The organism is Streptomyces sp. MMG1121 (assembly GCF_001280015.1).
In the GTDB taxonomy this organism is placed as follows: Bacteria; Actinomycetota; Actinomycetes; order Streptomycetales; family Streptomycetaceae; genus Streptomyces.
This window is the reverse complement of sequence record NZ_LGDV01000189.1, coordinates 22,548-47,876: the sequence shown is the minus strand read 5'-3', so window position 1 is coordinate 47,876 and position 25,329 is coordinate 22,548. Positions and strand designations below refer to the sequence as shown.

The window sequence follows — 25,329 nt, the reverse complement described above, 5'->3', positions numbered from 1 at the left end:
CAACCGAGGCAATCCGTGAAAGGGGAACTACATGCGCATGCGACGAATCCTCGCAGCCTTCATCGCCACGGCAGCCCTCGCCGGACTCGGCCTCACAGGCGCCGCCACCGCCAGCGCCACCGCACAGGGTGCCCCATCGTACGTCACCCCTTCTCAGTGCAAGCAGGGTGGCGGAACGGCCGATCTGAAGGACAACCTCTGCAAGGGCGGTACGCACGACGGGCAGAAGATCGACTAAACCCCACAAGGCGCCCCGCAGCCACGCGCCGCGGGGCGCTCCCGCGCGAGCGCAGCCGGGAGGGTCGCAGGGGCTGTGCCGACCCGTCGGGCACGCCAGGTCCGAGTCGGCCCGGAAGCACGCGGCGGGCAGGAGCCCCCGAACGCCGTCGCGCGCGAGCGCAGCGAGCTGCCCAGGTTTGCGCGGCCGCACGCCGCACCTTCTCCCGCGGAGATCGCGGCGCGGCTCGGAATCGCTGAGGGCGAGCTGGCGAGCCGTGTGTCCGGACGACGTACGAGTGCCTGGCGGACGGTAGGCCAGTGCAGCTGTGCCAGGTCTCAGGCGTGCCCCAAGCGTGCCCCTTCCGTGCCCGACAGGCCGGGAAACCACACGACCCCAGAGCAGCAGGCCCGCCCCGCCGGGCGGGACGCGGCCGAACCTCCCCGCCCGACGTGGTCACGGAGTGGGTCCGAGGCCTGTCCGCAGCCGTCGGCGGTCGGCCGGCCGACGGCGTCCGCGTCGGTCAGCAGGTGCGGAGACCGCTGGTGTACACGTCCGTACGGTTCTGTGGTGCGCCGGAGTGGGTCTCGGTGAGCACCGCCCGTACTCCCTTGCCGTCTGCCACCAGGCCTTGGTAGTCGCCGAGGAAGTAGCCGCCGGCGAAGGGCGCCTGCAGCCAGTCGAAGACCCGCGAGATCCGTCGTTCGGTCCGGAGCTTCGGGTTTCCGTGGTGCAGCGTGGCCAGTTGGTAGGCGGTGGGCAGGGTGGTGGTGTTGCCGGGCTTGAGGAAGCGCAGGTCGTAGTAAGTGAGCGCGACCGTGTCCCGCTCGGCGACCGCGATCGACGGTGAGAAGGCCGGAACGCCCTTGGGGCTGATCAGCTCCGGGGTCCCCCAGGTGCGTCCGCCGTCGGTGGACCGCACAAGCTGGACGGAGTCGAACTTTCCACCGGAGAAGTCCGAGCCCTCGTAGGCCATGTACAGCGTGCCTGTCCTGGGGTCGACGGCCGGGCTCGGCAGGGTGGCCGAGGCGCGCAGCAGTTTGGTGGGGTCGTTCGGGTCGACCTCCGGTACGGAGGTGTCCCGGGCCACGGTGACCGGGGCGCTCCAGGTCTCTCCGGCGTCGGTCGAGGTGACCACCTCGTAGCGGGCTTCGACGACGGTGCTCAGGTCGTCGGAGTGGGTGATCCGGTCGAAGAAGTCATACAGGGTGCCGGTGCGCCGGTCGGCGACGATCAGATGGCCAATGGTCTGGGTGTTGGGCACGGTGCTGGTGTCGACGAACGGCCGGGCCTTGCTCCAGGTGCGGCCTCCGTCGCGGGTGAGGGAGATGTAGCCGGGACCGTCGAGGGAGCTGGGGCCGGGTGGGTCGTTGTCGAGGCGGTTCCAGACCTGGTAAGCGGTGCCCTTGCGCACCGGGTCGGCGGTGAGTGAGGGCTTGTCGTTGAAGAACGGCTGCTCGTCGACGTGCGTGGTGGTGAGGTTCTGCCAAGTGCGGCCGCCGTCGCGGGAGGTGACTGCCAGGAGGGCGCTGCGCGTGCTCTTCGTGAAGTCGACGCCCTCCCCGCCGGCGTAGACCGTGCCGTCCGGTCCGGTGCTCACCCAGGGGTCGGAGGCCCGTTCGTAGTCCGCGCCGCCGGGGGCGCACAGGCTGAACGGCAGCGTGCTTTGGTGGAAGGTGTGGCCGTCGGTGGTCCAGCCGGCCGCCAGGCCACGGGCGCCGCCGTCGTTCCAGCGGTCCTGCTGGAACACGGTGACCACGCGCTTGGGGTCGCGCGGGTCGACTGACAGGTACGGCTCGACCTCGGTGGCCGGGTAGTCGATGCTGTCGGGGGACCTCGCTCCGATGGTGCACTTCGCGTACGGGTCGCCGTGGGACACCTGGACTAGTGGTGTGCCGTCGGGGTTCCGGTCTGCCGCGGCGGGAGTCGCGCCGGTGGCCGTGACGAGCAGGAGCGCGGCGGTGGTGACGGCGGTCAGGGGCAGGAAGACGCGCATGCGGGATTTCCTCCGGGCCTGTCGGCCTGGGCACGGGACCGCAGTCATCGGGGCGGACTGGGGCGCGGAGGCGTACCGGAACATGAGGGTGAGCCGACTCCGCCTGGTCCTTTTCGGCGTTGCGGCCGGTGCCCTTGATGGGCCGAACGATGGAGTCGTCCACGGGGTCGTCGCGGAGCACGGCGGAGCCGACCGGCGGGTGCACCGTGCCGGTCGGCTCCTTGGTCGTGCTGCTACGGCGCCGTCTCGTAGGTCCCCGGAGAGGGCCGCGCGCCGCGTGCCGGTTGGCGATGCCGACGGGGTCGGCCTTGGCTCGGACGGGTTGGAGCGGGATGACCTGCACATCCAGGCTCGAGGCCGGCGGACTGCATGTTCTTCTGCGCCTGTTCAAGACCTGCCGGGTGTCAACAGCGCTCGTGATCAATGCAGCTGGGAAATCCGAATCAGTACAGCCAGGAGATGCGAACGACCTCGTCGGTCACTGTATGACGACATGGCCGAGGCCGTTCAGGACGGCGGCGAGCGCGGTGTTCAGGACGGCGCGGACCGTCTCGAAGCGGCGCTGACAGCGCTCACGCCGGCAAGGGTTGCCGCGGCCAGGGCGAGGCCCGAGATTCTTCGCATGCGCATGACTCCCCCCTCCTCACAGGCCCCTTCGTTCGGCCTTCGGGATGGACAAGTCTCAAGACGACGGCGCCCTTTTGCTCAGCATGGGCGCTCCGCATGAGGCCCGTGAGGCGAGGCTGGGGGCCGCGCCCGGGCGGTGACCGCCCGGCCTCGGAGAGGCATGGCGTCACCGACCTCGACCGGCCGCATCGGTACCCCGCGTGCGCGTCGGCAGGAGCGGGGCGACGTCGATGTCCTTGGCGTCGGGACTGCCCACCAGGGCCGCATTGTGTCCGGGCAGGCCGGGGGTTGAGGAGGAGACGGGCCGTACCTGCCTCCGCCCGGTGTCGGCGGGCGGCTGCCGCGCGCGGTCCTCTAACGCGGTTCGTGGGCCGCCGCCCGGCAGGCACCGGTCGCGGCGCCGCCCGCCAATCCGGCCCCGGTCAGCCCGGTCACACAACTCTGCAGGTCTCCGACCACGCCACGCCTGCAGGCCGCTGTGACGGAGTCGGACGCGGTGGCACCGGCCAGTTCGGCCATCCGCGTGCAGGCGGGGATGTCCGCCCGAACCGCGGGCGCGGCGAGGACCGCACCACCGAGGGTGAGGGTCAGGCCGGTGAGGGCACCGGCGATACGGGTCAACGTGCGCATGGGACGCACCTGCCTTCCGGGTTGGTCGCGTGGTCCTGGTCCCGGCGGGCCGGATCCGCGCGGTAAGGCCGCCTGGCGACGCTCGGTGAGTGGTGCCCCGGCCGGCGGGCTCACAGACTGACCGCACGGTTCTGCGTCGCATCCATTGAGCCGTACCGGGACATGGTCGCCAGGCCGAAGAAGAGGGCCCCGGACCGGATGAGACGCACTCGGACCTCCACTCGCGGTCCCGTCACTCCAGCGTCGCATCCTCTCCCCCGCCCGTCCTGGGCTCCGGGGGGAAGGCCGCGCTGAGTAACTGCGATTGCGCGAAGCGCGGTAGCCGGCCCGTCCGGCCGACCAGGTGGATCGGACGGGCCGGCGTCCGCCCGGCCTGTCCCCCTGCACACCGCCGGGCGCGGCTCGGCCGGGGCGGCGGCCGGCGTTCGCTTCCCCGCGAGGTGCTGGGCCGCCACTGCGGTGGCACTTCACGGCGAGCGCCGATGGGAGGCCAAGGTGTCGCCGGGGAGAGCGGAGCCCGACAGGGCCGCGAGGGCGGCGCGGCCTGTGTCGGTCTCCTGCCTGGCAGCCAGCGCTGAGTGCTGGGCGGCGGGCCACGGATCGAACTCCTCAAGCGGTGTCGCAGGTTCGAATCCTGCCGGGGCACAGAGGGAAGGGCCGGCTCGGGAGGGCTTTGCTCCCAGGCCGGCCCTTCGCCGTTTCGGGGGTCGTGCCATAGGCGTGCCACTACGAGCCCGCAGGGTCCTTCTCGGAGGGCTCGGAGGCCACTCCCCCACCACCCCGGATCACAGCCCCGAGCCGACCCCCTGGGGACCGAGAAGGACGTGTCCATCGCGGCCGGGCCCGGCGAAGCCGTCCGAAGTGCGCCTTCACATCCGACAGGAGTTCGGTCGGGAAGGCCACGGGGATCGACGTCTTTTCTCTTCACCCCGTCCAGCGTCGGAGGGGTTGCGGCGCCCGCCTGCCACGACTCGCGCGTCTGCTCACCGTCACCCATTCTGAGTAATAGGCCGCCCCTGGCATAAGCCCGGTCATCCCGAAGCACCGAACCAGGGGCACGCGAGAGGAGAAAGCCATGCGTATGCGACGACTGCTTGGGCTCGCCCTCGCCACAGCAACCCTCGCCGGCGCGAGTGCCGTCGACGCTGCCACCGCTCGGGCAGCGACGCATCCGACCATCTCGAACGAACAGTGCACGGAACAGGGTGGAACGGTCATACCGGGCGGCGCCTACATCGGCCCCAAGTGCAAGTTCCCCGACGGGCACACGGAAAGCATTACCTGAGCGCGCCGGACCGGACGGGCGATGACCTTCGGTGGTCCGGCAGATCCGCCGGGGCTCTGCGCGCAGAGCATGACGTGCGCGCACGACTCGACCTCCGGTGAGACGGCACAACTCGGACCTGACCCCCTGCGGTGCACACGGACCCTCGGCAAGCTGCGGTGACGGCCGTCTTCGACGGCAACATCGGCACGCTGAAGCGGCCTTGACCACTTCCCGGATGGCGTACCACCGCCGAGGTGCGACGGGCGTGACCGGGCTCCGCACCACAAGCGCACCGGACAGAGCGGGGAGCAGCGGGGAATCACAGGGCAAGAGGCCCAGTCCGACGGCGCCAGGATGCGACCGTTGGAACTGGTACGGGCATGGCGATTGACGCTGCTCGAACGCAAGAGGGGCCGGCTCGATCGGGCGGTGATCCCGGACGATGACAAGGTCTTCTTGCGGAAGCCGGCGCGAACTGCAGGACGAGTAAGCCGAGTTGCGTTTCGGAACGCCCAAGGGGCCGGCGCACGGGGATGCCGACGTGCAGAACCTCATGGTGGACGATCAGAGCCGCGTGATTCTGATCGACTTCGTGATGTTCCGCTACGACCACCCTGAGCGGGATCTCATGGTTACGGCCGTGGAGCACCACAGCCTCGGTTGGCAGACCGACGGACAGACTGGCGGCGCTCGGGCTTGTGCTCCGCCTCATGACGGGCGGCGGCCCCCAGCATCCGAGCCACCATGCGGCCGGTCGGCGTCGCAAGATCGATCTCTCCGCTCACCACGGCGAGCTCGACACCCTGGCGGTCGGCGAGATCAATAACGTCTTCCAGCTCGCGCGGTGATCGTGTCAGCCTGTCCACGTGCCAAACTCTCTTCCTGGCGCGCGACTCCGAGTCCGGCGCCGCCCCGGTCCTGGCCGATCTGGCAGTAGATCGCTGCTCGCCTCGTACCCGAAGTGCCTTTCACACCAGGGGAGTTCGCCATGGATCACATAGGTGCACCCTCGCAGGAACCGGTGCCTCTTGCCCGATCGGGGCGGCCCCGTCCCATGGCCGACGGCTCGGTGCACACGGCACAGGAGGTGTGCGCTTCCATGGTGCGCGCGCAGATCGCCCCTGGTCTGCGGGGGCTCGGCTGCAAGGGATCGGGGCAGATCCTCGAACTGCCCGACCCGGCTTCCTGGCCTCTCCTCGGCTTCCGGAAATCCGCGCACGACACGGCGGGACATGTCGAGTTCACGGTCGACGTGACCGGGGTACGGCGGTGCGCTCGCCGGCGACGCCGACGAGGGGTGAGGCGACCGCGCCGACGAGGCATGGGAACGCTCCCTCCCGCGGCCCGGGACACCTGGTGGACGATCTCCCCCACGAGCGATCCGAGCCGTGCGGCCCGTGGCGTCATCACCGCCATCACGGACCACGCGCTCCCTGCCGTGAAGGGACAGCTTCCTTCATGAGGGCCGAGTCAGGACACCAGCAGCACCTGGACAAGAGCCCGGCAGGTCACTTCGGACCGGGCCGCCCCGGGGTGTCCCGCACCGGCGGCGTGGCCAAGGCCGAAGGCTGAGGTCACCAGGTGGGATTCAGAACTCACGCAGGCCGCGTGCGCGACGAACAGCTGCCACTGCCCCGACGGCACACCGCCCTGAGGTGTGCCGTCGGGCACTACTGCCCGCTCGGCTTCAACGCGACCTGGGCCTACCTCGCTGCGACAGCACGGCCTTCCCCGGACCTGCGCAGCGACCCGGCGGCCCTGGCGCAGCCGGGTGGTCCCGGTCCCGAGTTCCCCCGCCTGCGCGCGCCCGCAGGCGGACCGGCGTCCCCGGCGGCGCGGCCGCATCGACGACCTGCTGTGCGCCGTAGCCGACGAGGCGCTCTTCGAGGTGTTCGTCACCGACACGGAACCGCGACGGATCCACCCTCCCCACGACGGTGGCGCGGGCGTCGTCCTTGCCACGCCCGCCGAACGAGACCGGCTCCGCGACCGGCACGCCGACTGGCTCTCCTCCCAGCCGGCGAGCCTGTGGCGGCGTGCGGCCGCTCGCGTCCGGTGGCCCCCGCCTCGACCCCCTCCACCAAGGCGTGTGGCCTGCATCACATAGGATAGGGGCGTGGCGCTCTCCGCCTCGGTGCTTCGGTTACCTCGCGTACGCAGTCGCGGTCGACTTCGCCCTCGGTCATCACCGGCGCGTGTAGGCACACGCATGCAGGCAAACGCGTGTAGGCAAAAGGCAGCGGTCATGGCCGAACAAGCGAACCATCCGACCCATCCGGCACACCCGACCTCGTCCGGACCGGGGAAGTCCAGCGTGGGAATCCACAGCATCACCGAATCCGCGCACTACGCCCTGGCGGAGATGGGCCCGAGGAGAAGCCTGCAGACGCTGCTGTCGGTCAACCACGTCGACGGTTTCGACTGTCCGAGCTGCGCCTGGGGCGATCCCGATCCGGAGCACCGGAAGAGCGCGGAGTTCTGCGAGAACGGCGTGAAGGCCGTCGCCTGGGAGGCCACCCGCAAGCGCGTCGACGCCGCCTTCTTCGCCGAGCACTCCCTCACCGACCTGCGCAAGCGCGACGGTCACTGGCTGGAGTCACAGGGGCGGCTCGCCCAGCCGATGCACCTCGCCCCAGGCGCCGCCCACTACACACCCGTCAGCTGGGACGACGCCCTCACGCTCATCGCCGGCCGGCTGCGCGGCCTGGCCGACCCGAACCGTGCCGTCTTCTACACCAGCGGCCGCACCAGCAACGAGGCCGCCTTCCTCTACCAGTTGCTGGCACGCCGGCTCGGCACGAACAACCTGCCGGACTGCTCCAACATGTGCCACGAGTCGAGCGGCGCGGCGCTGGCCGAGACGCTCGGCGTCGGCAAGGGCCTGATCGCGTACGACGACATCACCGATCACGCCGATCTGATCATCGTCGTGGGACAGAACCCCGGCACCTGTCATCCCCGCATGCTCACGGCCCTCGAGGAGGCCAAGCGGCGCGGCGCCCGCATCGTCGCCGTCAACCCGCTGCCCGAGGCGGGCTTCGGCCGTTTCCGCAATCCGCAGACCGCGCACGGGCTGGCCGGTCCGGGCACGCGGCTCGCCGACCGCTGTCTTCCGGTACGGGTCAACGGCGATCTGGCCCTGTTCGCGGGACTGAACCGCGCCCTGATCGACCACGAGGACGGCGAGCCGGGCTCCGCCCTCGACCACGACTTCATCGACCGGTACTGCGACGGCTTCGAGGAGGCCGTAGCCGCGTGGCGGGCCCTGGACCGGTCGCGGATCGAGACGCTGAGCGGTCTGTCCCGCCGCCAGATCGAGGAGTGCGCCGCCGACGTCCTCGCCGCCGACAGCGTGGTCGTCTGCTGGGCGATGGGGCTCACCCAGCACCGCAACGCGGTGGCCACCATCCGCGAGATCGTCAACTTCCTTCTGCTGCGCGGCAACGTCGGACGCCCCGGCGCCGGACCCGCCCCGATCCGCGGACACAGCAACGTCCAGGGCGACCGCACCATGGGCATCTGGGAGAAGATGCCGGACGCGTTCCTCGACCGGCTCCGCGACGAGTTCGGCTTCGACCCGCCCCGCGCGCACGGCCTGGACACCGTCGACTCGATCAGGGCCATGCGCGACGGCGGGATCGACGTCTTCATGGGCCTCGGCGGGAACTTCTCCGCGGCCGCACCCGACACCGACGTCACCGAGGCGGCCCTGGCGCGCTGCGCGCTCACCGTGCACATCGCCACCAAGCTCAACCGGACCCATGTCTGCCCCGGAGCGGAGGCGCTGCTCCTGCCCTGTCTCGGCCGTACGGAGCGCGACAGGCAGGCCTCCGGCGAGCAGTTCGTCACCGTCGAGGACACCATGGCGATGGTGCACGCCTCGCACGGCCGGCTCCTGCCCGGCTCCCCGCACCTGCGCAGCGAGACAGCGATCGTCGCCGATCTCGGCCGGGCGCTCTTCGGCGACGACCTCGGCTGGCGTGCCATGCGCGACGACTATGCCGTGATCCGCCGCCACATCGAGCACGTCGTCCCCGGATTCCACGCCTTCGAGCAGCGCGTCCGGCAGCCGGGCGGCTTCATGCTCCCGCGTGCCCCGCGCGACTCCCGCGTCTTCCCCACGGCGACCGGCAAGGCCCGCTTCACCGTCAACCCGCCGACCGCGGCCGAAGCCCCGCCGGGGCACCTGCTGCTGACGACGGTCCGGTCGCACGACCAGTTCAACACCACCGTCTACGGCCTCGACGACCGCTACCGGGGCATCAAGGGCGGCCGCCGGGTCGTCTTCGTCAACGGCGACGACCTGCGCGAGCTCCACCTCCACGACGGCGACCTGGTGGACCTGATCAGCGTCAGCCCCGACGGCGAACGCCGCGCCCCCGCCTTCCGCGCCGTCCGTTATCCGACGCCGCACGGCTGCGCGGCCGCCTACTTCCCCGAGGCGAACGTCCTGGTCGCCCTGGAGTCCACCGCCGAGACGAGCAACACCCCCGCGGCGAAGTCGATCGTCATCCGCGTGGAGCCCTCGCGACAGCACCCCGATCAAGCACAGGTAAGGTAAGGCTCACCTTAATTATTGATCGGAGTGCGAGTCGTGCGTGCGTTGAGGTGGAGGGCCGTCCTGACCCTGTCCGTCGTCGGGGGGCTGTTGGCCGGGTGCGGCTCGGGCGCCGGGGAGGGGACCGGGAGCGGTTCCGGGAAGGGCGACGGCAGCGGGCGCAACAGCGTCATCGGCTCCGCCAAGGGTCCCTCCGCCGCCCCCAGCGCGCTCGCCTCCGGCATGGGCTCCGACACCGGCACCGACGGCGTCTTCCCGCGTACGGTCACGCACTTCGAGGGCCGTACGACGGTCAGGTCGGCGCCGAAGCGGATCGCCGTGCTCAGCACGGGCCAGCTGGACGATCTGCTCTCCCTCGGAGTCGTACCGACGGCGGCGACCCGGGCCGACAACGCGGGGCTCGTCCCCGACTACCTCGCCGACGCCTTCCCGCGGGACAAGAAGCAGCTCGCCACGATGACCGACGCGGGCACGCGCCAGGCACCCAACCTGGAGTCCCTGGCCGCCGCCAAGCCCGATCTGATCCTGGTCAACGACTCCCTCGGCGACCTCTACCCCAAGCTGTCGAAGATCGCGCCGACCGTCGTCACCGCGGGCAACGGCGTCAACTGGAAGCGGGACCTGCTGCTCGTCGGCGACGCCGTCGGCAGAGGGAAGCAGGCGCAGCGGATGATCGACGACATCGCTGCGGACGCCGAGCAGAGCGGCAGGGCGCTCAGCGGCTCCACGACCGTGTCCATGCTGCGCTTCACGCCCGGCCGCACGCGCATGTTCGGCGTGTCCTCCTTCACCGGGTCCATCGCCGTCGACATGGGCCTCACCCGCCCCGAGTCCCAGCAGTTCAAGGCCATTTCGCAGGACATCAGCACCGAGCGGATCGACACGGCCGACGGTGACTGGATCTTCTACTCGGTGCAGGGGGACCCGGGGAAGACAGACGCCGACAGCGTCCTGGCGGGGCCGCTGTGGAAGTCGATGAAGGCGGTCGGGGCCGGGCACGCGGTGCGGGTGGACGACGACCCGTGGTACCTCAACGCCGGTCCCACGGCCGCCCGTCTGGTCGTACGACAGCTCTCCGAGCACCTGCGGTAAGTGCGCCGCCTGCTCGCCTGGCCGGCGTCCGCCGCCGTGCTGGCCCTCGCCGTCCTGCTCAGCCTCGCGATCGGCACCCGGCCGGTGGCGCCGCACACCGTGCTCGACGCCCTGCTGCACGGCGGGAGTTCGCCGGACGCGCTCGTCGTACGGTCCCTGCGCATGCCGCGCACCCTGGTCGGGCTCACCGCGGGGGCCGCGCTCGGGCTCGCCGGGGCCGCGCTCCAGGCCGTCACCCGCAATCCGCTCGCCGACCCCGGCGTGCTCGGGCTGAGCCAGGGCGCGGCGGCCGGCGTGGTCCTCGCGCTCGCCTTCGGCGCCGGGTACGGCTTCGAGGGGACCGTCTGGTACGCCTTCGCCGGGGCCGTGGTCGCCGCGGGTCTGGTGTACGGCATCGCCTCGCGCGGGCGCGGCGGGGCCACGCCGGTGAAGCTGGCGCTCGCCGGTACGGCGCTGTCGGCGATGGCCGCCGGTGCCACGACCGTGGTGCTGACGTCGAGTTCGGCGACGCTGGACCAGTTCCGGTTCTGGCAGGTGGGCACGCTCGCCGGGCGGGACGCGGGGACGGTCGTACGAATGCTGCCGTTCCTGGTGACCGGGGCCGTACTGGTGCTGGCGTGCGCGCGGGGGCTGGACGCGCTGGCCCTCGGCGACGAGACCGCGCGGGGGCTCGGGCACCGGGTGCACGCGGTACGGGCCTCCGCGGCGCTGGGGGCGACCTTGCTGGTCGCGTCGGCGGTGGCCGCGGCCGGGCCGATCGCGTTCGTGGGGCTGGCGGTGCCGCACGCCGTGCGGCGGACGGTGCGCGGGGCGGGGTACCGGGTGGTGCTGCCGCTGTCCGCGCTGCTGGGGGCCGCGTTGCTGCTGGGCGCCGATGTGGCGGGGCGGGTGGTACGGGCACCGGCGGAGGTGCCGGCCGGGGTGATGACGGCGTTGGTGGGAGTGCCGGTGCTGGTGGTACTGGTGCGCCGGAAAGGAGCCGTGTCGTGACCAGTGCCCCGAAGGAACGCGGGGAACTGCGCGGGCGACCACGACGTACCGGCGGCCGGGAGACGACCCGCAGATCGACGGCGGTTCTCCGCCTCGGCCCCCGTACCGTCCAGCTCCACCGCCGGTCCGCCCTCGTCGCCCTCGCGCTGCTGGTGCTCCTCGCCGCGGCCATGCTCGCCTCGGCCTGTATCGGGCAGACCTTCGTCTCCCCGGCCGGTGTCTGGCGTGCCCTGCGCCACGGCGGCACCCCCTACGACCTGATCGTCACGGAACTGCGGGTCCCGCGCATCGTGCTCGGTGCTCTCGTCGGGGCGGCGCTGGGCCTGGCGGGTGCCCTCGTGCAGACGGTGACCCGGAATCCGCTGGCCAGTCCGGACGTGATCGGTGTCGGACACGGCGCCGCCGCCGCGACCGTGCTGGCGCTCGCCACCGGCACGACGAACTCCCCGAACACCCTGCCCGCCCTCTCCGTCGCGGGCGGACTCGCGGCCGCCGCGCTCGTCTACGTACTGGCCTGGCGGCACGGTATGCACGCCGGCCGGTTCGTGCTCACGGGCGTCGGGATCGGGGTCGCCCTGTCGGCCGTCGTCCAGCTGTACCTCGCGGACAGCGAGCTGGACGCGGCCGAGCAGGTCAAGCTGTGGCTCACCGGGAGTCTCAACGGGCGGGGGTGGGCGCAGGCCGCGCCCCTGGCCGTCGTGATCGCGCTGTGCCTGCCGGGACTCGTGTGGGCGGGCCGGGCCGCCCGGCCGCTGGGGCTCGGGGACGAGACGGCGGCCGGGCTCGGCGTACGGGTGGACCGCACGCGGCTCGCGCTGACCGTGCTCGGCGTCGTACTCGCCGCCGCGGCGACCGGCGCGGCCGGACCGATCGGGTTCGTCGCGCTCACCGCGCCCCAGCTGGCCCGACGTCTCACCCGCACCCCGCACCTGCCACTGCTGTGCTCGGCACTGACGGGTGCGGTGGTCCTGGTCGCCGCCGACCTCGCCGCGCGCACGCTGCTCGCGCCGCTGGAGGTACCGGCAGGTGCCCTCACCGCACTGGTCGGCGGCCCCTACCTGTTGTGGCTGCTGGGCCGCGGCACCCGGACCCGGACGGCGGGCCGGGCGATCGCGTGACCGGTCAGATCGTCGCCGTGTCGATCACGAAGCGGTAGCGGACGTCGCTGGCCAGGACCCGCTCGTACGCCTCGTTGATCTCCTCCGCGCCGATCAGTTCGATCTCCGCGCCGACGCCGTGCTCGGCGCAGAAGTCCAGCATCTCCTGGGTCTCGGGGATGCCGCCGATGCCGGAGGTGCTCAGGCTGCGGCGGTTGCCGGACAGGGACTGCAGGACGATCTGGACCGGCTCCTCCGGCAGGCCGACGTTGACCATGGTGCCGTCGGTGCGCAGCAGGGACAGGTAGGCGGCGAAGTCCAGCGGGGCCGAGACCGTGTTCAGGATCAGGTCGAACGTGCCGGCCAGCTCCTCGAAGGTCTTCGGGTCGCTGGTGGCGTAGTAGTGGTCCGCGCCCAGCTTCAGGCCGTCGTCCTTCTTGCGCAGGGACTGGGACAGGACCGTGACCTCGGCACCCAGCGCGTGCGCGAGCTTGACGCCGACGTGGCCGAGACCGCCGAGGCCGACGACGGCGACCTTCTTGCCGGGGCCGATGTTCCAGTGCCGGAGGGGGGAGTACGTGGTGATGCCGGCGCAGAGCAGCGGGGCGGCCACGTCCAGGGACAGGCCCTCCGGGATGCGGACGACGTAGTTCTCGTCGACGACGATCGTCTGCGCGTAGCCGCCGTAGGTGGGCTGCCCGTCCTTGCCGGTGTCGTTGTAGGTCCAGGTCGGGCCGCCGTTCGAGCAGTACTGCTCCAGGCCCGCCTTGCAGTTGTCGCACTCACGGCAGGAGTCGACCATGCAGCCGACGCCCACCCGGTCGCCGACGGCGTACTTCGTCACGCCGGGGCCCACCTCGGCGACGATGCCCGCGATCTCGTGGCCGGGCACCATCGGGAAGGTGCCGGGGCGCCAGCCGTCCCGGACCTGGTGGATGTCGGAGTGGCAGATACCGGTGAACTTGATGTCGATCAGGACGTCGAACTCGCCGACCGCGCGTCGCTCGATGGTCGTCCGCTCCAGCGGGGCCTTCGGGGCAGGCGCGGCGTACGCAGCAACAGTGGTCATGCCGGGGTTCTCCTAGCGGGGGGTCGTCGTGCCCGGCTGCCTTCCGCCGGGCACGCTTCCAGACTGCCTCATCTGCCATGGTTCACCCAGGTCACGCCCTTGCGTACGACCGCGGTGCGTACTACTGGCGGGGTCAGGATGCTGTGCGTACGACCAGGAATACTGGACGTATGGAACGCAGGGGCGAACAGGACGGGCGGGACGCGCACCAGGAGGAGCCGGCCGCCGCCGGGCGGCCCCTGGACCGGCGGGCCGAGCTGAGCGAGTTCCTGCGCAGCCGGCGGGCCCGGCTCAAGCCGGAGGACGTGGGACTGCCGGACTTCGGCCGGCACCGGCGGGTGCCGGGGCTGCGCCGTGAGGAGCTGGCGCAGCTGGCCGGGGTGTCGGTGGCGTACTACACGCGCCTGGAGCAGGGAAACGGCCGCAACGTCTCGGCGGAGGTCCTGGACGCGATCGCCCGGGCCCTGCGGCTCACGGACGCCGAGCACGCCCACCTGACGCACCTGGCGAAGCCGAAGTCGCACAAGAAGAAGCCGGGGGCGCGGCAGCAGCAGGTGCGCTCCGCGCTGCGGCAGCTGCTGGACACGATGGACGGCGTACCGGCGTACATCGTCGGGCGCCGCTCGGAGATCCTGGCGTGGAACCGGATGGCGGCGGCGCTCTTCGGCGACTGGGCGGAGCTGGCGCCGGCCGAGCGGAACTGGGCGCGTCTGGTGTTCCTGCGCCCCGACTACCGCGATCTCTTCGTCGACTGGGAGCAGAAGGCGATCGACATCGTCTGCGCGCTGCGCATGGACGCCGGCTGCTATCCCGACGACCCACGGCTGTCGGCCCTGGTGGGCGAACTCTCGGTCAAGAGCGAGGAGTTCCGGCGGCTGTGGGCCACGCACGACGTCAAGGAGAGGAACCACGGCGTCAAACGGCTGCACCATCCGCTGGTCGGCGATCTCTCCCTGCACTACGAGTCCTTCCGTCTGAACGACGACTCGGAGCAGTCCCTGCTCACCTACCACGCCGAACCGGGCTCCCCGTCCGCCGACTCGCTGCGCCTGCTGGCGAGCTGGGGGACGGACGCGACCCGCGCGGTTCCCTCGCCGTGACGCGGACGGCCCGCCGGGAGCGGAGCTCACGGCGGGCCGTCGTTCGTCGTGCGCCTAGCGCGTCATGCGGCTGCCACCGCTCATTCGCCGAAGTACGCGTCGTGGATCGTGATCTCCGACGTGTTGCCCTTCTTGTCGGTGATCTCGGAGCGGAGGGTGAGGGACTTGCCCTTCGCGGGGTTCTTCAGCGTGATCCTGCCGCCCCGGACGTCGACCTTCTTGAAGGTCCTGCCGTCGTAGGAGACGTAGACCGTCAGGGACTTCAGGTTCTTGCCGGCGGCCGAGCCCTCGACGGTGACCGGGAAGGTGACGGTCCGGCCGGCCGCGACGCGGCTGTCCAGGCCGGTCCCGATGCCGTAGTGCAGGGCGGAGGAGGGCAGTTCGGCGAAGTCGCCCGACGGCTTGCCGGAGCGGAAGGTCCAGGTCGCGTCGATCCGGGAGGAGGCCGCCGCGACCTCGGCCGAGCGCTTGACCGAGGTGGTCAGCCGGTAGGCGGCGTCACCGGCCGGCACCTTGAAGGTCTTCGCGCCGGACAGCGGGTCGTCGTTGGAGCCGACCTTGGTGCCGTTGCGGTACAGGGTCGTGTTCACCGAGGTGAACGTCGAGTACCCGGCGTGCTTGGCGGAGTCGGCGAACAGTGACAGCGAGCCGAAGATCTCGTCGCCGTTGCGGTACAGGCCCTGGCCGCTGCCCACGTGCGGGCCGAAGACCGCCGTGTTGACCGTCTTGGTGTAGGTGTGACCGGCCTTGAAGGTGAACTGGCCGAGCCCGTACGCCGCGTCGGTGACCGGGAAGCCGTCCTGGTCGAGCCCGCCGTTCTGGGCGAACTCCAGCTGCCAGTTCACCCCGCCCGTCGCGGACAGATGCAGCGTCCGGGTACCGGGCAGCTTCTGCGGGATGCTGATGGAGGAGGCACCGCTGCTGCCGGGCAGCCAGCCGACCGCGTTGACCGAGCCGGTCCTGCCGCTCACCGCGGCGCCGAGCCGGGCCTTGACCGTGGCCAGCTCGCCCGCCCTGAAGTGCTTGGTGTAGCCGGTGGCGAGCTGCCTGACCGGGCCGCCGGCGGTGACGTCGTACTCCTCGCCCGCGCCCTTGGTCCAGTGGCCTTCCCACTGCTGGTACAGCGTCCCGGCGGGCAGTCGCGGGCCCAGGTGGGCGGTGCGGAAGTTCTTGTACGAGTCCAGGAACCAGCCGTAGCCGTAGTCGCCCTTGCCGATCGTGACGTCGTACCCGGGCGCGGCGAACCGCGAGGTGACGCCCTTGGCCGGGACGGTGATGTCCACCGGCTTGGCCTTGCGCGCGTCGATCGTGATCGTCTGCTTCCTGGCGACGGTCAGCTTCGGCTGGACGATCCAGTCCGCACCCTTCGCGCCCTCCGGGTCCATGAAGACGGCGGAGTTGAGGATGTACGTGCCCTTGGGCGCGCGCACCTTCACCGTGCCGGACGGGTCGTACGGGTTCAGGTCCGTGCCGTTCGCGAGACCGGCGACACCGCCCAGGTCGGCGCTGTAGTACTTGGCCGGCTTGCCGTCGCGCCCGATGGCCTTCAGCGTGATGTCGTACGACTCCACCTCACGCGTCACCGCGGCGGCCGTGCGGACCGTCTGGCCGGCGCCGGTCGCGGTCACGTAGGCCGAGTAGGCGCCGTCGAGGGTGCCGCCCAGCCTGGTGTCGGCGGTGAGACCGACGGAGGCCGTGCCGTGGGCCGGGACCGTCACCTCGGTCGCGCCGAGTCTGAAGAAGCCGGCCGGGGCCGCCTTGCCCTTGGGGTCGAGGGCGGTGCTGCGCAGGGTGAGCGTGACGGCCTGGTCGCCGAGGTTGCGGTACGTCACCTTCTTGGTGACCGGCTTGTCGTCGGTGTGCGGCCACTGCTGGACGCCGAAGCTCACCGAGACCGGCTCGGCGATCACGGACTGCTTGATGGCCCGGTCCACCGCGATCCGGCCCGAACCCTGCTGGAACGGGGTGTAGTTCCCGCCCTTGGCGGAGCCGGTCAGCGCGCCCTTCAGCTCGGCGTAGCCCCAGTCGGGGTGCTCCTGCTTCAGGATCGCGGCGGCGCCCGCGACATGCGGGGTGGCCATCGAGGTGCCGGAGATGGTCAGGTAGCCCTCGGGCTTCTCGCCGACCTCCTGGTCGATGACGCTGCCCTTGGCCGCGGCGGCGGTGATGTCCACGCCGGGCGCGGTGACGTCCGGCTTGATCGCGCCGTCGCCGACGCGCGGGCCGGTGGAGGAGAAGTCGGCGAGCTTGTCCTGCTTGTCGACGGCGCCGACGGTGAGCGCGGCGTCCGCGCTGCCCGGCGAACCGAGCGAGTTCGGCCCGTCGTTGCCCGCCGCGACCGCGAAGAGGATGCCCTTGGTGGCGGAGAGCTTGTCGACCTCGGCCTCGAGGGGGTCGACGCCGGGGCTGTCGGGGCCGCCGAGGCTGAGGTTGACGACGTCGGCGCCCTGCGCGGCCGCCCACTCCATGCCGGCGAGGATGCCGGAGTCGTCACCGGAGCCGGAGTCGTCCAGGACCTTGCCGTTGAGGATCCTGGCGCCCGGGGCGACACCGGTGTACTTCCCGCCGGACTCGGCGCCGGTGCCCGCCACGATGGAGGCGACGTGGGTGCCGTGCCCGTAGTGGTCGGCGGCGTCCTCGGCGGAGGTGAAGTTCTGGGACGCGATCACCTGGTCCTTGAGGTCCGGGTGGCGGGTGTCCACTCCCGTGTCGAGGACGGCGACCTTGACGCCCTTGCCGGTGTAGCCGGCCTTCCAGGCGGTCGGGGCGCCGATCTGCGGCACGGACTTGTCGAGGGAGGCCTTGCGGACGCCGTCGAGCCAGACGTGCGCGATACCGGAGGCGGTCCGCTCGCCGTCGGTGACGGCGTGCCACAGCGCGGCGGTGTCCCGGACCGGGGTCTGCACGGCGTCGGCGTTGAGCGCGGCCAGGCTGCGGCGCAGATGGCCCGCCCCCCGGACGTCGGCCTTGGCGGTCACGGCGCTGCCGCGGTAGCCGACGATCACCTTCAGGCCGTTCTTCTGGGCCTTGCGGGTGGCGGCCTTGTTCAGCTCGTTGATGTCGAACAGCCGCTGGTCCAGCGTGCCGGAGGCCACCAGGCGGGCCGCGTCGGCGGGGACGACCAGTGTGTGCCCCTCGCTCCTGCGGACCTGGAAGGGTATGTGCTCGCGGCCCTTGGCCCGCTCCAGGCCGACGATGCGGCCCTTGGCGTCGAGGGCGACCCGGTCACCGGTGATGAGGGTGACGCGGGTCGTGGCGGTGAACGCGGAGGCGGCTGCCGGGGTGCGCTCCGCGGGGTTCGCCGTCGCCGGGCTGGTCATGCCCGCTGCGAGGGCGAAGGCTGCGGCCGTCGCCACACCGGCCGCGGCAGCGCTCTTCACTTGTCTGCGCAAGTTCTCCCCCTGGAGATGGAGTGCCGGGCGAATTCCCCGTTCACCCGGCCGGAGGGAGTGGTCTCGTACGCATGCACGCCACCCCCCGGATCACGCAGTATGCCGGGGGGCGATCGGGCCGCTCAACAAACGAGAGGACGGTAAGAGGAAGGTCGGGAAACTGTTACACAACCGCGAAGTGACCTATGGGAAAGCGGTGTCGTCCGCCGTTTCAGGCGCCGGCGTTCTCCCTTACCGTGATCTTTCCCTTGCGGATGGTGGCCAGTCGCGGCGCCTTCTTCGCGATGGCGGAGTCGTGGGTGACCATGACGAAGGTCAAGCCGTGCTCCTTCCACAGGCGTTCGAGTACGTCCATGATCTCGTCCCGCATGCCCTCGTCGAGGTTGCCGGTCGGCTCGTCGGCGAGCAGCACCTTGGGCTTCTTCACCAGGGCGCGGGCGATGGCGACGCGCTGCTGCTGGCCTCCGGACATTTCGCCGGGAAGATGTCCCAGACGTTCGCCGAGGCCCACGGACTGCAGTGCGTCGGCGGCCAGTTCGCGGCGTTCCTTGGCCTTGATGCCCAGGGGGACGAGGGCCGTCTCCACGTTCTCCTGGGCGGTGAGGGTGGGGATGAGATTGAAGGACTGGAAGACGAAGCCGATGTTCTCGCTGCGGACCCTGGTCAGCCGGGCTTCGTTGAGCTTGGCCAGATCCGTGCCGTCCAGGGTCACCTCGCCCGAGCTGGGACGGTCGAGGCCGCCGAGCATCTGGAGGAGGGTGGACTTTCCGCCGCCGGTGGGGCCCTGGATGACGAGCCTGTCTCCGTCGCCGATGGTGAGGTCCACTCCGTCGAGGGCGTGGACCGTGTCCTTGCCCCTCGCGTAGCGCTTGGTCACGTTTCTGAGTTCGTACATGGTGGCTCCTGGGAGGGTTTTCGGGTGGAACGATGAGGACGGGCGGTCCTTACTCCACGCGCCTCAGCGCATCCGCCGGCCGCAGCCGCGACGCCCGCCAGCCGCCGAACGCTCCGGCGATCAGGCCGCCCGCCACCGCGAGGCCCACCGCGAGGACGATCGTCGTGACGCTGACCGGAGCCGTGAGGGCGACCTCCAGGCTCTTCGCCGCCTGACGGCCCCGGCCGCCGAAGCCGCCGCCGCCACCGAAGCCACCGCCGCCGCCGAAGCCGCTTGCGCCCGTGCCGCCGCCACCGCCGAGCTGTGCCTGGAGGGTCGGGCTGATGGCCGTGACGACGTAGGCGCCGGCCAGGCCGAGCGCGATGCCGAGGGCGCCGCCGACCAGGCCGTTGACGACGGCCTCGCCGACCACCTGCCGGGTCACCCGGCCCGACTTCCAGCCCAGCGCCTTGAGGGTGCCGAACTCGCGGACGCGACGGGAGACGGCCGAGGAGGTCAGCAGACCCGCCACCAGGAAGGCCGCGACCAGCACCGCGATCGACAGCCACTTGCCGACGTTGGTGGCGAGGGAGGAGGCGGTGGACAGGGAGCCGGAGACGGTCTTCGCCAGGTCGGCGGAGGTCGTGACCGTCGTACCCGAGACGTTCTTCTGGATGGCGCTCTTGACGACGTCGATCTGCTGGGAGTCGGTCGCCTTGACGTAGATCGTGGTGACCTTGTTCGCGTTGTCGCTCAGGGTCTGGGCCTGCTTGAGCGGCATGTACAGATTGGCCGCCGCGTCACCGCTGTCGGCCGTCGCGATGCCGATGACCGAGTACTTCACGTCCTTGACGGTGACCGTGGAGCCGACCTTGAGGCTCTTCTCCTTGGCGTACGAAGCGTCGGCGACGACGACCTTCGCATCCGTCTCGGTCGTCTTGAAGGCACGGCCGCTGGTGATCTTCGAAGAGGTCAGCGGGCCGATCTGCGGCCTGGTCACGTCGGTGCCGAAGACCGAGTACTGGTTGACGTCGAAGTTGGCGCCGCCGCCCTTGACCTCACCCTGCGGCTGACCGCTCCCGCCGCCGCGCCGGAATCCGCCGCCGCCCCCGTTCTGCTGGAACTGGCCGCGCGTGAACTGGCCGCTGACCTTGAGCACCCGGAGGCTCAGCCCGCCCACGGCGGACGAGACGCCCTTCTGGTCGCCGACCTTGGTGACGGTGGAGGAGGCCAGGGTGGTGAAGCCCTGCACCATGACACGGTCGCTGCTCTGCGTCGAGCTGTCGCCGTTGTCCTTGGCGTTGAACTGGAAGCGCGGCCGCCCCGAGTCGCCGGTGTCGGCGCTCGCCGCCTTGCTGACCGTCATGTCCGTACCCAGGCCGTACAGCGACTGGAGGACCTTGTCCTGGGCCTTGCCCATGCCGTTCGACACGGAGTTGACCACGATGACCAGCGCGATGCCCAGCGCGAGCCCGGAGGCGACGACGAGGGCCGCCTTTCTGCGGCGGCGCAGTTCGCGCCTCAGGTAGGTGAAGAACATGGCCGCAAGCTAGGCACGGACCGTGACGACACCCTAAGGCCGGCATAAAAGAAGCATGAGAAGGCTGTGCCCGGGCCCAGAAACACCGGTGCCGCCCCTGGGGGGCGGCACCGGAAGGCTGTGAGGTCGACGAGGCGTCAGACGGCCGAACCGGCCTTCCACTGCGCCCAGTCCATGTTCCAGCCGTTGAGGCCGTTGTCCGGGGAGACCGTCTTGTCGCCGGTGTTCTGGACGACCACGACGTCACCGATCAGCGAGTGGTTGTAGAACCACGCGGCCGGCATGTTCGCGTCGCCGGCGCCCTTGACGTCCTGCAGGCCGACACAGCCGTGGCTGGTGTTGGCGCCGCCGAAGACGGACGGGGCGCCCCAGTAGTTGCCGTGGATGAAGGTGCCGGAGTTGGTCAGCCGCATGGCGTGGGGTACGTCCTTGATGTCGTACTCGCCCTTGCCGTCGTCGTCGGTGAAGCCGACCGTCGCGCCGTTCATCCGGGTCTGCGTGAACTTCTCCGAGATCACCATCTGGCCCTCGTACGTGGTGTGCTCGGGCGAGCCGGCGGAGATCGGGATGGTCTTGACGACCTTGCCGTCCTGCGTGACCTTCATCTGCTTGGTCTTCGCGTCGACGTAGGAGACCTGGTTGCGGCCGATGTGGAAGGTGACCGTCTTCTGCTGGACGCCGTAGACGCCGCTGGCGCCCTCGACGCCGTCGAGCGCGAGCTTCAGCGTGACGGTGGAACCCTCCTTCCAGTAATCCTGGGGGCGGCAGTCCATGCGGTTGGCGTTGAACCAGTGGCAGGCGACCTCCTGGCCGCTGCTGGAGCTGACCGTGATGCCCTTCTGCACGGCCGCCTTGTTGGTGATGGCCTTGTCGAAGTTGATCGACACGGGCATGCCGACGCCGACGGTCGAGCCGTTGTCCGGGGTGAAGGAGCCTATGAAGCTGTTGGCCGGGGAGACCGTGGTGAAGGACGCGTTCTCGTGCGCCACGCGGCCCTCGGAGTCCTTGGCCTCGGCGGCGACCTTGTACGTGGTGGAGCGCTCCAGCTGGAGGGTGGGCTTCCAGCTCGTCTTGTCGGCGGAGAGCTGACCGGCGACGGCCTTGCCGTCCTGGGTGGTCATCTGCACGCCCGTGAGGGTGCCCTTGCTGACCGTGACGGCGGCGGAGTTGTTGATGGAGGCGTTGTCGGAGCCGTCCTTGGGCGTGATCGTGATCTGCGCCTCGGACGACTTCTTCGCAGCGGCCGCGTCGGCCTTGGCCTGCGAGGAGTCGCCGTTGCCGGTCGCGGAGGCCTTGTCGCCGCCGGAACACGCCGTGAGCACCAGCACACCGCCGAGCAGAGCGGACGCGGCCACCAGGCTCCTGCGCCGCTTACTGTCCGTCATCACAAGCTTCTCCATCGTTGCCGAGTCGCGATAACCCCGAGAGTCCCCGTAAGAACCTTCAACGCTACGGACGTGCCGTCCCGTTCCCCGCCCAGTGGATCTGTGGGGCACACCACGTCCGCGGCACCGCGAGTGGTGCGGGAGTCGATCCGTGTGCCCCCTGAGACGACGAAACCCCGGACGGCGGTTGCCGTCCGGGGCCAAAACTTCCCCGTGACGCTCAGCCCATGCCACCCTCTTCTTCGTCGCCCTCCTCATCATCCTCGTCCAGGTCCCAGTCGGGCGAATCAGGGTCGTAGTCGATCCGCTCGCTGGACCAGGACGCCTGCTGCAGCTCCACCCCGGGTACCTCGCTGACCAGGTCGAACGGATCGACCAGATACGCGAGGGCCTCCGCGGTGTCTTCCGTCACAGTCCCCTCCGCCTGGGCCCGCTCGGACTCCGGCAGCTCCGGATCCTGCGCGAGCCGGCGCAGCGCGGCCTTGGTCACCTGGTCCTCCTCGTGCACTTCGAGGACCAGCTCCACCCGAAGCCGTACAAAACGTGAAGTCTCTTCAGCGCTCATGGCGCGAGCGTACGACCGAAACCTCCCGTGACTTTCCCGTGACCCGCGACTTTCACTAACATCGCTCCGCACGGCCAATTCGCCAGCGTCACAAGGGGATCGATATTCCGTGTCATCCGCTCGCCGTCCGCTGCTGACCGCCACCGCCGCGGGCACGCTGCTCTGCGCGCTGTGGTTCGTCCCGTCCGCCAACGCCTCGCAGGGCCCCTCGGCGGACGCCCAGGCCAGAACAACGGTGTCCGAGTACTCCACGACGGACGTCACCCAGCAGGCCAGAGTGGTGTCGCAGGTGACCTCACAGACCGCGCGGGACGCGGCGGACGCCACCGAACTCGCCGACACCGGAAGCCCCGACACCACGCCGTACGTCGTCGGGGGCACCCTTTTCCTCGCCATGGGCGCCGGTTTCGTCGCGTATTCGGTGCGCCGCGAGCGGCTGGGCTTTTAATTTCCCTTGACGAACCTTTGAAGACATACACATAGTGCGCCCATGAAGAGATCATCGGGCGTGCGGCTGTGCGCCACCGCAGCTGCGGGTGCACTGTCGCTCGCCCTTGTCGCGGGCTGTTCCGACGGGGGATCGAAGGACTCGGGATCCGGCGGGTCCAAGGGTTCCGGTACGGCCCCGAAGGCGCTGAGCGCCGCGGAGTTGACGAAGCTGGTCCTCGCCGAGGGCGAGGTGCCCGGGTACACGGTCGAGCCCGTCAAGGGGGTGGCCCTCCTCGCCAGGAGCGCGGTCACGGCCACCGACAAGAGGTGCGAGCCGCTGATGCACGTCCTCACGGGCCAGGCACCGGTCGACGCGGCGGCGGAGACCGCCCGTTCGGTCGACGAGAACAGGAAGGTGCCCTCGGACGACGCGACCTCCCTGGACGACATGGCCGACGGCAAGTTCTCCGAGCAGCTGAACAAGTCCCTGGACCGGTCCGCCACCAAGCTCAACCTGTCCTCGTACGCGGGGGACGGCGCCGAGAAGGCCCTGAAGTCGGTCTCCGACGCGGTGCGGGCCTGCGCGGGCGGCTTCACCGGTGAGCAGGCCTCGCTGAAGGCGACGTTCCCCAAGGTCGCCGAGGAGAGGTCCGCGGGCACGGGTGACGCGTCCGTGGCCTTCGTCGTGACCGGCGACTCGGACGACGGGGACCCGGTGCCCGTGCACGCCGAGGTCGTCCGGCACGGGAACGTCCTGGCGTCGTACTACACGCTGAACATCGGCGCGGTCATGGCCAAGAAGGCGTACGCGGTGCCGTCGGCGGTCGTCAAGGCACAGGCGGCCAAGCTCAAGTGACGTGACGACAGAAGGGGCCCTGTCCGGCGGACGGGGCCCCTTCTCGTGCGGGGACGTTACTGCAGCGGGCCGGTGACCGACTCCGCCGCGGTGACCACGTGGCCGCCGCGCACGAACGCGTCGGCGGCGGCGAGGTCGGGCGCCAGGAACCGGTCCGGGCCCGGACCCCGCACTCCGGCGCCGCGCGCGGCCTCGATGACGGCCTGGGAGGCGGGCGCCGGGGCGAGGCCCTCGCGCAGTTCTATGGCGCGGGTGGCCGCGTACAGCTCGATGGCGATGATCCGGGTGAGGTTGTCGACGGCGGTGCGCAGCTTGCGCGCTGCCGACCAGCCCATGGACACGTGGTCCTCCTGCATGGCGGAGGACGGGATGGAGTCCGCGGAGGAGGGCACGGCCAGCCGCTTCATCTCGCTGACCAGGGCCGCCTGCGTGTACTGGGCGATCATCAGGCCGGAGTCGACACCCGCGTCGTCCGCGAGGAACGGCGGCAGCCCGTGGCTGCGGTTCTTGTCCAGCAGCCGGTCGGTGCGGCGCTCGGCGATGGAGCCGAGGTCGGCGGCGGCGATGGCGAGGAAGTCCAGGACATAGGCGACCGGGGCGCCGTGGAAGTTCCCGTTGGACTCCACGCGTCCGTCGGGCAGTACGACCGGGTTGTCGACGGCCGAGGCCAGCTCGCGCTCGGCGACCAGGCGGGCGTGCGTCACGGTGTCCCGGCCGGCACCGGCGACCTGCGGGGCGCAGCGCACGGAGTAGGCGTCCTGGACGCGCGGGGCGTCGCCCTGGTGGTGGCCGGTGAGCTGGGAGCCCTTGAGGACGGCGAGCATGTTGGCGGCGGAGGCGCCCTGGCCCGGGTGCGGGCGGATGGCGTGCAGCTCGGGGGCGAGCACCTTGTCCGTGCCCAGCAGCGCCTCCAGGCTGAGGGCGGCGGTGACGTCGGCGGACTTGTAGAGGGTGTCGAGGTCGGCGAGGGCCATGACCAGCATGCCGAGCATGCCGTCGGTGCCGTTGAGGAGGGCGAGCCCCTCCTTCTCGCGCAGCTCGACGGGCTTGATCCCGTGCTCGGCGAGCAGCTCGCCGGCGGGCCGTACTGCCCCGTCGGGGCCCTCGGCGTCGCCCTCTCCCATGAGGGTGAGCGCACAGTGGGACAGGGGCGCGAGGTCGCCGGAGCAGCCGAGGGAGCCGTACTCGTGCACGACCGGGGTGATCCCGGCGTTCAGCACGTCGGCCATGGTCTGCGCGACCTCGGGGCGCACACCGGTGTGTCCCGAGCAGACGGTCTTGAGCCGCAGGAACATCAGGGCCCGTACGACTTCCCGCTCCACCCTCGGCCCCATCCCGGCGGCGTGCGAGCGGACGATGTTGCGCTGCAGCTGGGCGCGCAGTTCGGGGCTGATGTGCCGGGTCGCCAGGGCTCCGAAGCCGGTGGAGACGCCGTAGACCGGGTCCGGCTTCGCGGCCAGCGCGTCCACGATCTCCCGGGCCGCGGCCAGGGCCGCCACCGCTTCCGCCGACAGCTCGATGCGGGCACCGCCGCGCGCCACGGCGAGAACGTCGGACGCCGTGACACCGGACGTCCCCACCACCACAGTGTGCATATCCATATTCAGGAGCGTACGCATTGAATTCAGGGATGTCACTAGTGGGG

General features: G+C 70.9%; 19 protein-coding genes. 9 read left to right on the top strand and 10 right to left on the bottom strand.

The window, feature by feature from the left end; translation table 11 throughout:
• Positions 1 to 31: 31 nt before the first annotated feature.
• Positions 32 to 238: a hypothetical protein gene (locus ADK64_RS18855; RefSeq protein WP_053660452.1), complete on the top strand. Its 207-nt coding sequence runs from the start codon at positions 32 to 34 to the stop codon at positions 236 to 238.
• A gap of 502 nt (positions 239 to 740) precedes the next feature.
• Here the strand turns inward: ADK64_RS18855 and ADK64_RS18850 are convergent.
• The 3 genes from ADK64_RS18850 to ADK64_RS47420 form a co-directional block, all read right to left on the bottom strand.
• Positions 741 to 2,213, bottom strand: coding sequence for a sialidase family protein (locus tag ADK64_RS18850; RefSeq protein ID WP_053660450.1), 1,473 nt, complete (start codon positions 2,211 to 2,213; stop codon positions 741 to 743).
• 981 nt (positions 2,214 to 3,194) lie between these two features.
• Positions 3,195 to 3,470, bottom strand: coding sequence for a hypothetical protein (locus ADK64_RS18845; RefSeq protein ID WP_053660448.1), 276 nt, complete (start codon positions 3,468 to 3,470; stop codon positions 3,195 to 3,197).
• 1,899 nt (positions 3,471 to 5,369) lie between these two features.
• Positions 5,370 to 5,603, bottom strand: coding sequence for a recombinase family protein (locus ADK64_RS47420; RefSeq protein ID WP_234384634.1), 234 nt, complete (start codon positions 5,601 to 5,603; stop codon positions 5,370 to 5,372).
• Positions 5,604 to 6,394: 791 nt separating this feature from the next.
• On the opposite strand from ADK64_RS47420, the gene ADK64_RS49050 reads away from it, so the two are divergent.
• The 5 genes from ADK64_RS49050 (at position 6,395) to ADK64_RS18825 (ending at position 12,495) form a co-directional block, all read left to right on the top strand.
• Positions 6,395 to 6,844 carry a DUF3885 domain-containing protein gene (locus ADK64_RS49050; RefSeq protein ID WP_420712997.1) on the top strand — a complete coding sequence of 150 codons (450 nt, stop codon included), beginning with the start codon at positions 6,395 to 6,397 and terminating at the stop codon, positions 6,842 to 6,844.
• Positions 6,845 to 6,982: 138 nt separating this feature from the next.
• Positions 6,983 to 9,298: an FdhF/YdeP family oxidoreductase gene (locus ADK64_RS18840; protein ID WP_053660446.1), complete on the top strand. Its 2,316-nt coding sequence runs from the start codon at positions 6,983 to 6,985 to the stop codon at positions 9,296 to 9,298.
• Between the two features lie 33 nt (positions 9,299 to 9,331).
• Positions 9,332 to 10,387: an iron-siderophore ABC transporter substrate-binding protein gene (locus ADK64_RS18835; RefSeq protein WP_053660444.1), complete on the top strand. Its 1,056-nt coding sequence runs from the start codon at positions 9,332 to 9,334 to the stop codon at positions 10,385 to 10,387.
• A complete protein-coding gene (locus ADK64_RS18830) occupies positions 10,388 to 11,377 on the top strand; it encodes a FecCD family ABC transporter permease (RefSeq protein WP_053660443.1) in 990 nt (329 codons plus the stop codon).
• Positions 11,378 to 11,403: 26 nt separating this feature from the next.
• On the top strand, positions 11,404 to 12,495 hold the full coding sequence (locus tag ADK64_RS18825; protein WP_053660685.1) for a FecCD family ABC transporter permease: 1,092 nt from the start codon (positions 11,404 to 11,406) through the stop codon (positions 12,493 to 12,495).
• Between the two features lie 4 nt (positions 12,496 to 12,499).
• On the opposite strand, the gene ADK64_RS18820 is transcribed toward ADK64_RS18825, so the two are convergent.
• Positions 12,500 to 13,543, bottom strand: a complete 1,044-nt coding sequence (locus ADK64_RS18820) for an NAD(P)-dependent alcohol dehydrogenase (protein WP_053660441.1) — start codon at positions 13,541 to 13,543, stop codon at positions 12,500 to 12,502.
• 170 nt (positions 13,544 to 13,713) lie between these two features.
• Here ADK64_RS18820 and ADK64_RS18815 point away from each other — a divergent pair, with 170 nt between their 5' ends.
• Positions 13,714 to 14,643, top strand: coding sequence for a helix-turn-helix domain-containing protein (locus tag ADK64_RS18815; RefSeq protein WP_053660439.1), 930 nt, complete (start codon positions 13,714 to 13,716; stop codon positions 14,641 to 14,643).
• Between the two features lie 80 nt (positions 14,644 to 14,723).
• Here ADK64_RS18815 and ADK64_RS18810 read toward each other — a convergent pair whose 3' ends face one another.
• The 5 genes from ADK64_RS18810 to ADK64_RS18790 form a co-directional block, all read right to left on the bottom strand.
• Entirely contained in the window at positions 14,724 to 17,963 is a 3,240-nt protein-coding gene (locus ADK64_RS18810; RefSeq protein ID WP_078992724.1) for a S8 family peptidase, read from the bottom strand.
• Positions 17,964 to 18,246: 283 nt separating this feature from the next.
• Complete coding sequence (locus ADK64_RS18805) at positions 18,247 to 18,930, bottom strand: ABC transporter ATP-binding protein (protein WP_053660436.1); 684 nt, start codon at positions 18,928 to 18,930, stop codon at positions 18,247 to 18,249.
• Between the two features lie 49 nt (positions 18,931 to 18,979).
• Entirely contained in the window at positions 18,980 to 20,449 is a 1,470-nt protein-coding gene (locus ADK64_RS18800; RefSeq protein WP_053660434.1) for an ABC transporter permease, read from the bottom strand.
• Between the two features lie 137 nt (positions 20,450 to 20,586).
• Positions 20,587 to 21,834 (bottom strand): L,D-transpeptidase, encoded by a 1,248-nt coding sequence (locus ADK64_RS18795; protein WP_199829645.1) that lies wholly within the window; start codon positions 21,832 to 21,834, stop codon positions 20,587 to 20,589.
• A gap of 220 nt (positions 21,835 to 22,054) precedes the next feature.
• Positions 22,055 to 22,399 carry a hypothetical protein gene (locus ADK64_RS18790; protein WP_053660430.1) on the bottom strand — a complete coding sequence of 115 codons (345 nt, stop codon included), beginning with the start codon at positions 22,397 to 22,399 and terminating at the stop codon, positions 22,055 to 22,057.
• 109 nt (positions 22,400 to 22,508) lie between these two features.
• Here ADK64_RS18790 and ADK64_RS18785 point away from each other — a divergent pair, with 109 nt between their 5' ends.
• Both ADK64_RS18785 and ADK64_RS18780 read left to right on the top strand, forming a co-directional pair.
• Positions 22,509 to 22,847 (top strand): hypothetical protein, encoded by a 339-nt coding sequence (locus tag ADK64_RS18785; RefSeq protein ID WP_053660428.1) that lies wholly within the window; start codon positions 22,509 to 22,511, stop codon positions 22,845 to 22,847.
• A gap of 42 nt (positions 22,848 to 22,889) precedes the next feature.
• Positions 22,890 to 23,684, top strand: a complete 795-nt coding sequence (locus tag ADK64_RS18780; protein ID WP_234384633.1) for a hypothetical protein — start codon at positions 22,890 to 22,892, stop codon at positions 23,682 to 23,684.
• A 56-nt stretch (positions 23,685 to 23,740) separates the two neighbouring features.
• Here the strand turns inward: ADK64_RS18780 and hutH are convergent, their stop codons facing one another.
• Complete coding sequence (gene hutH, locus ADK64_RS18775) at positions 23,741 to 25,279, bottom strand: histidine ammonia-lyase (protein ID WP_053660424.1); 1,539 nt, start codon at positions 25,277 to 25,279, stop codon at positions 23,741 to 23,743.
• Positions 25,280 to 25,329 lie beyond the last annotated feature (50 nt).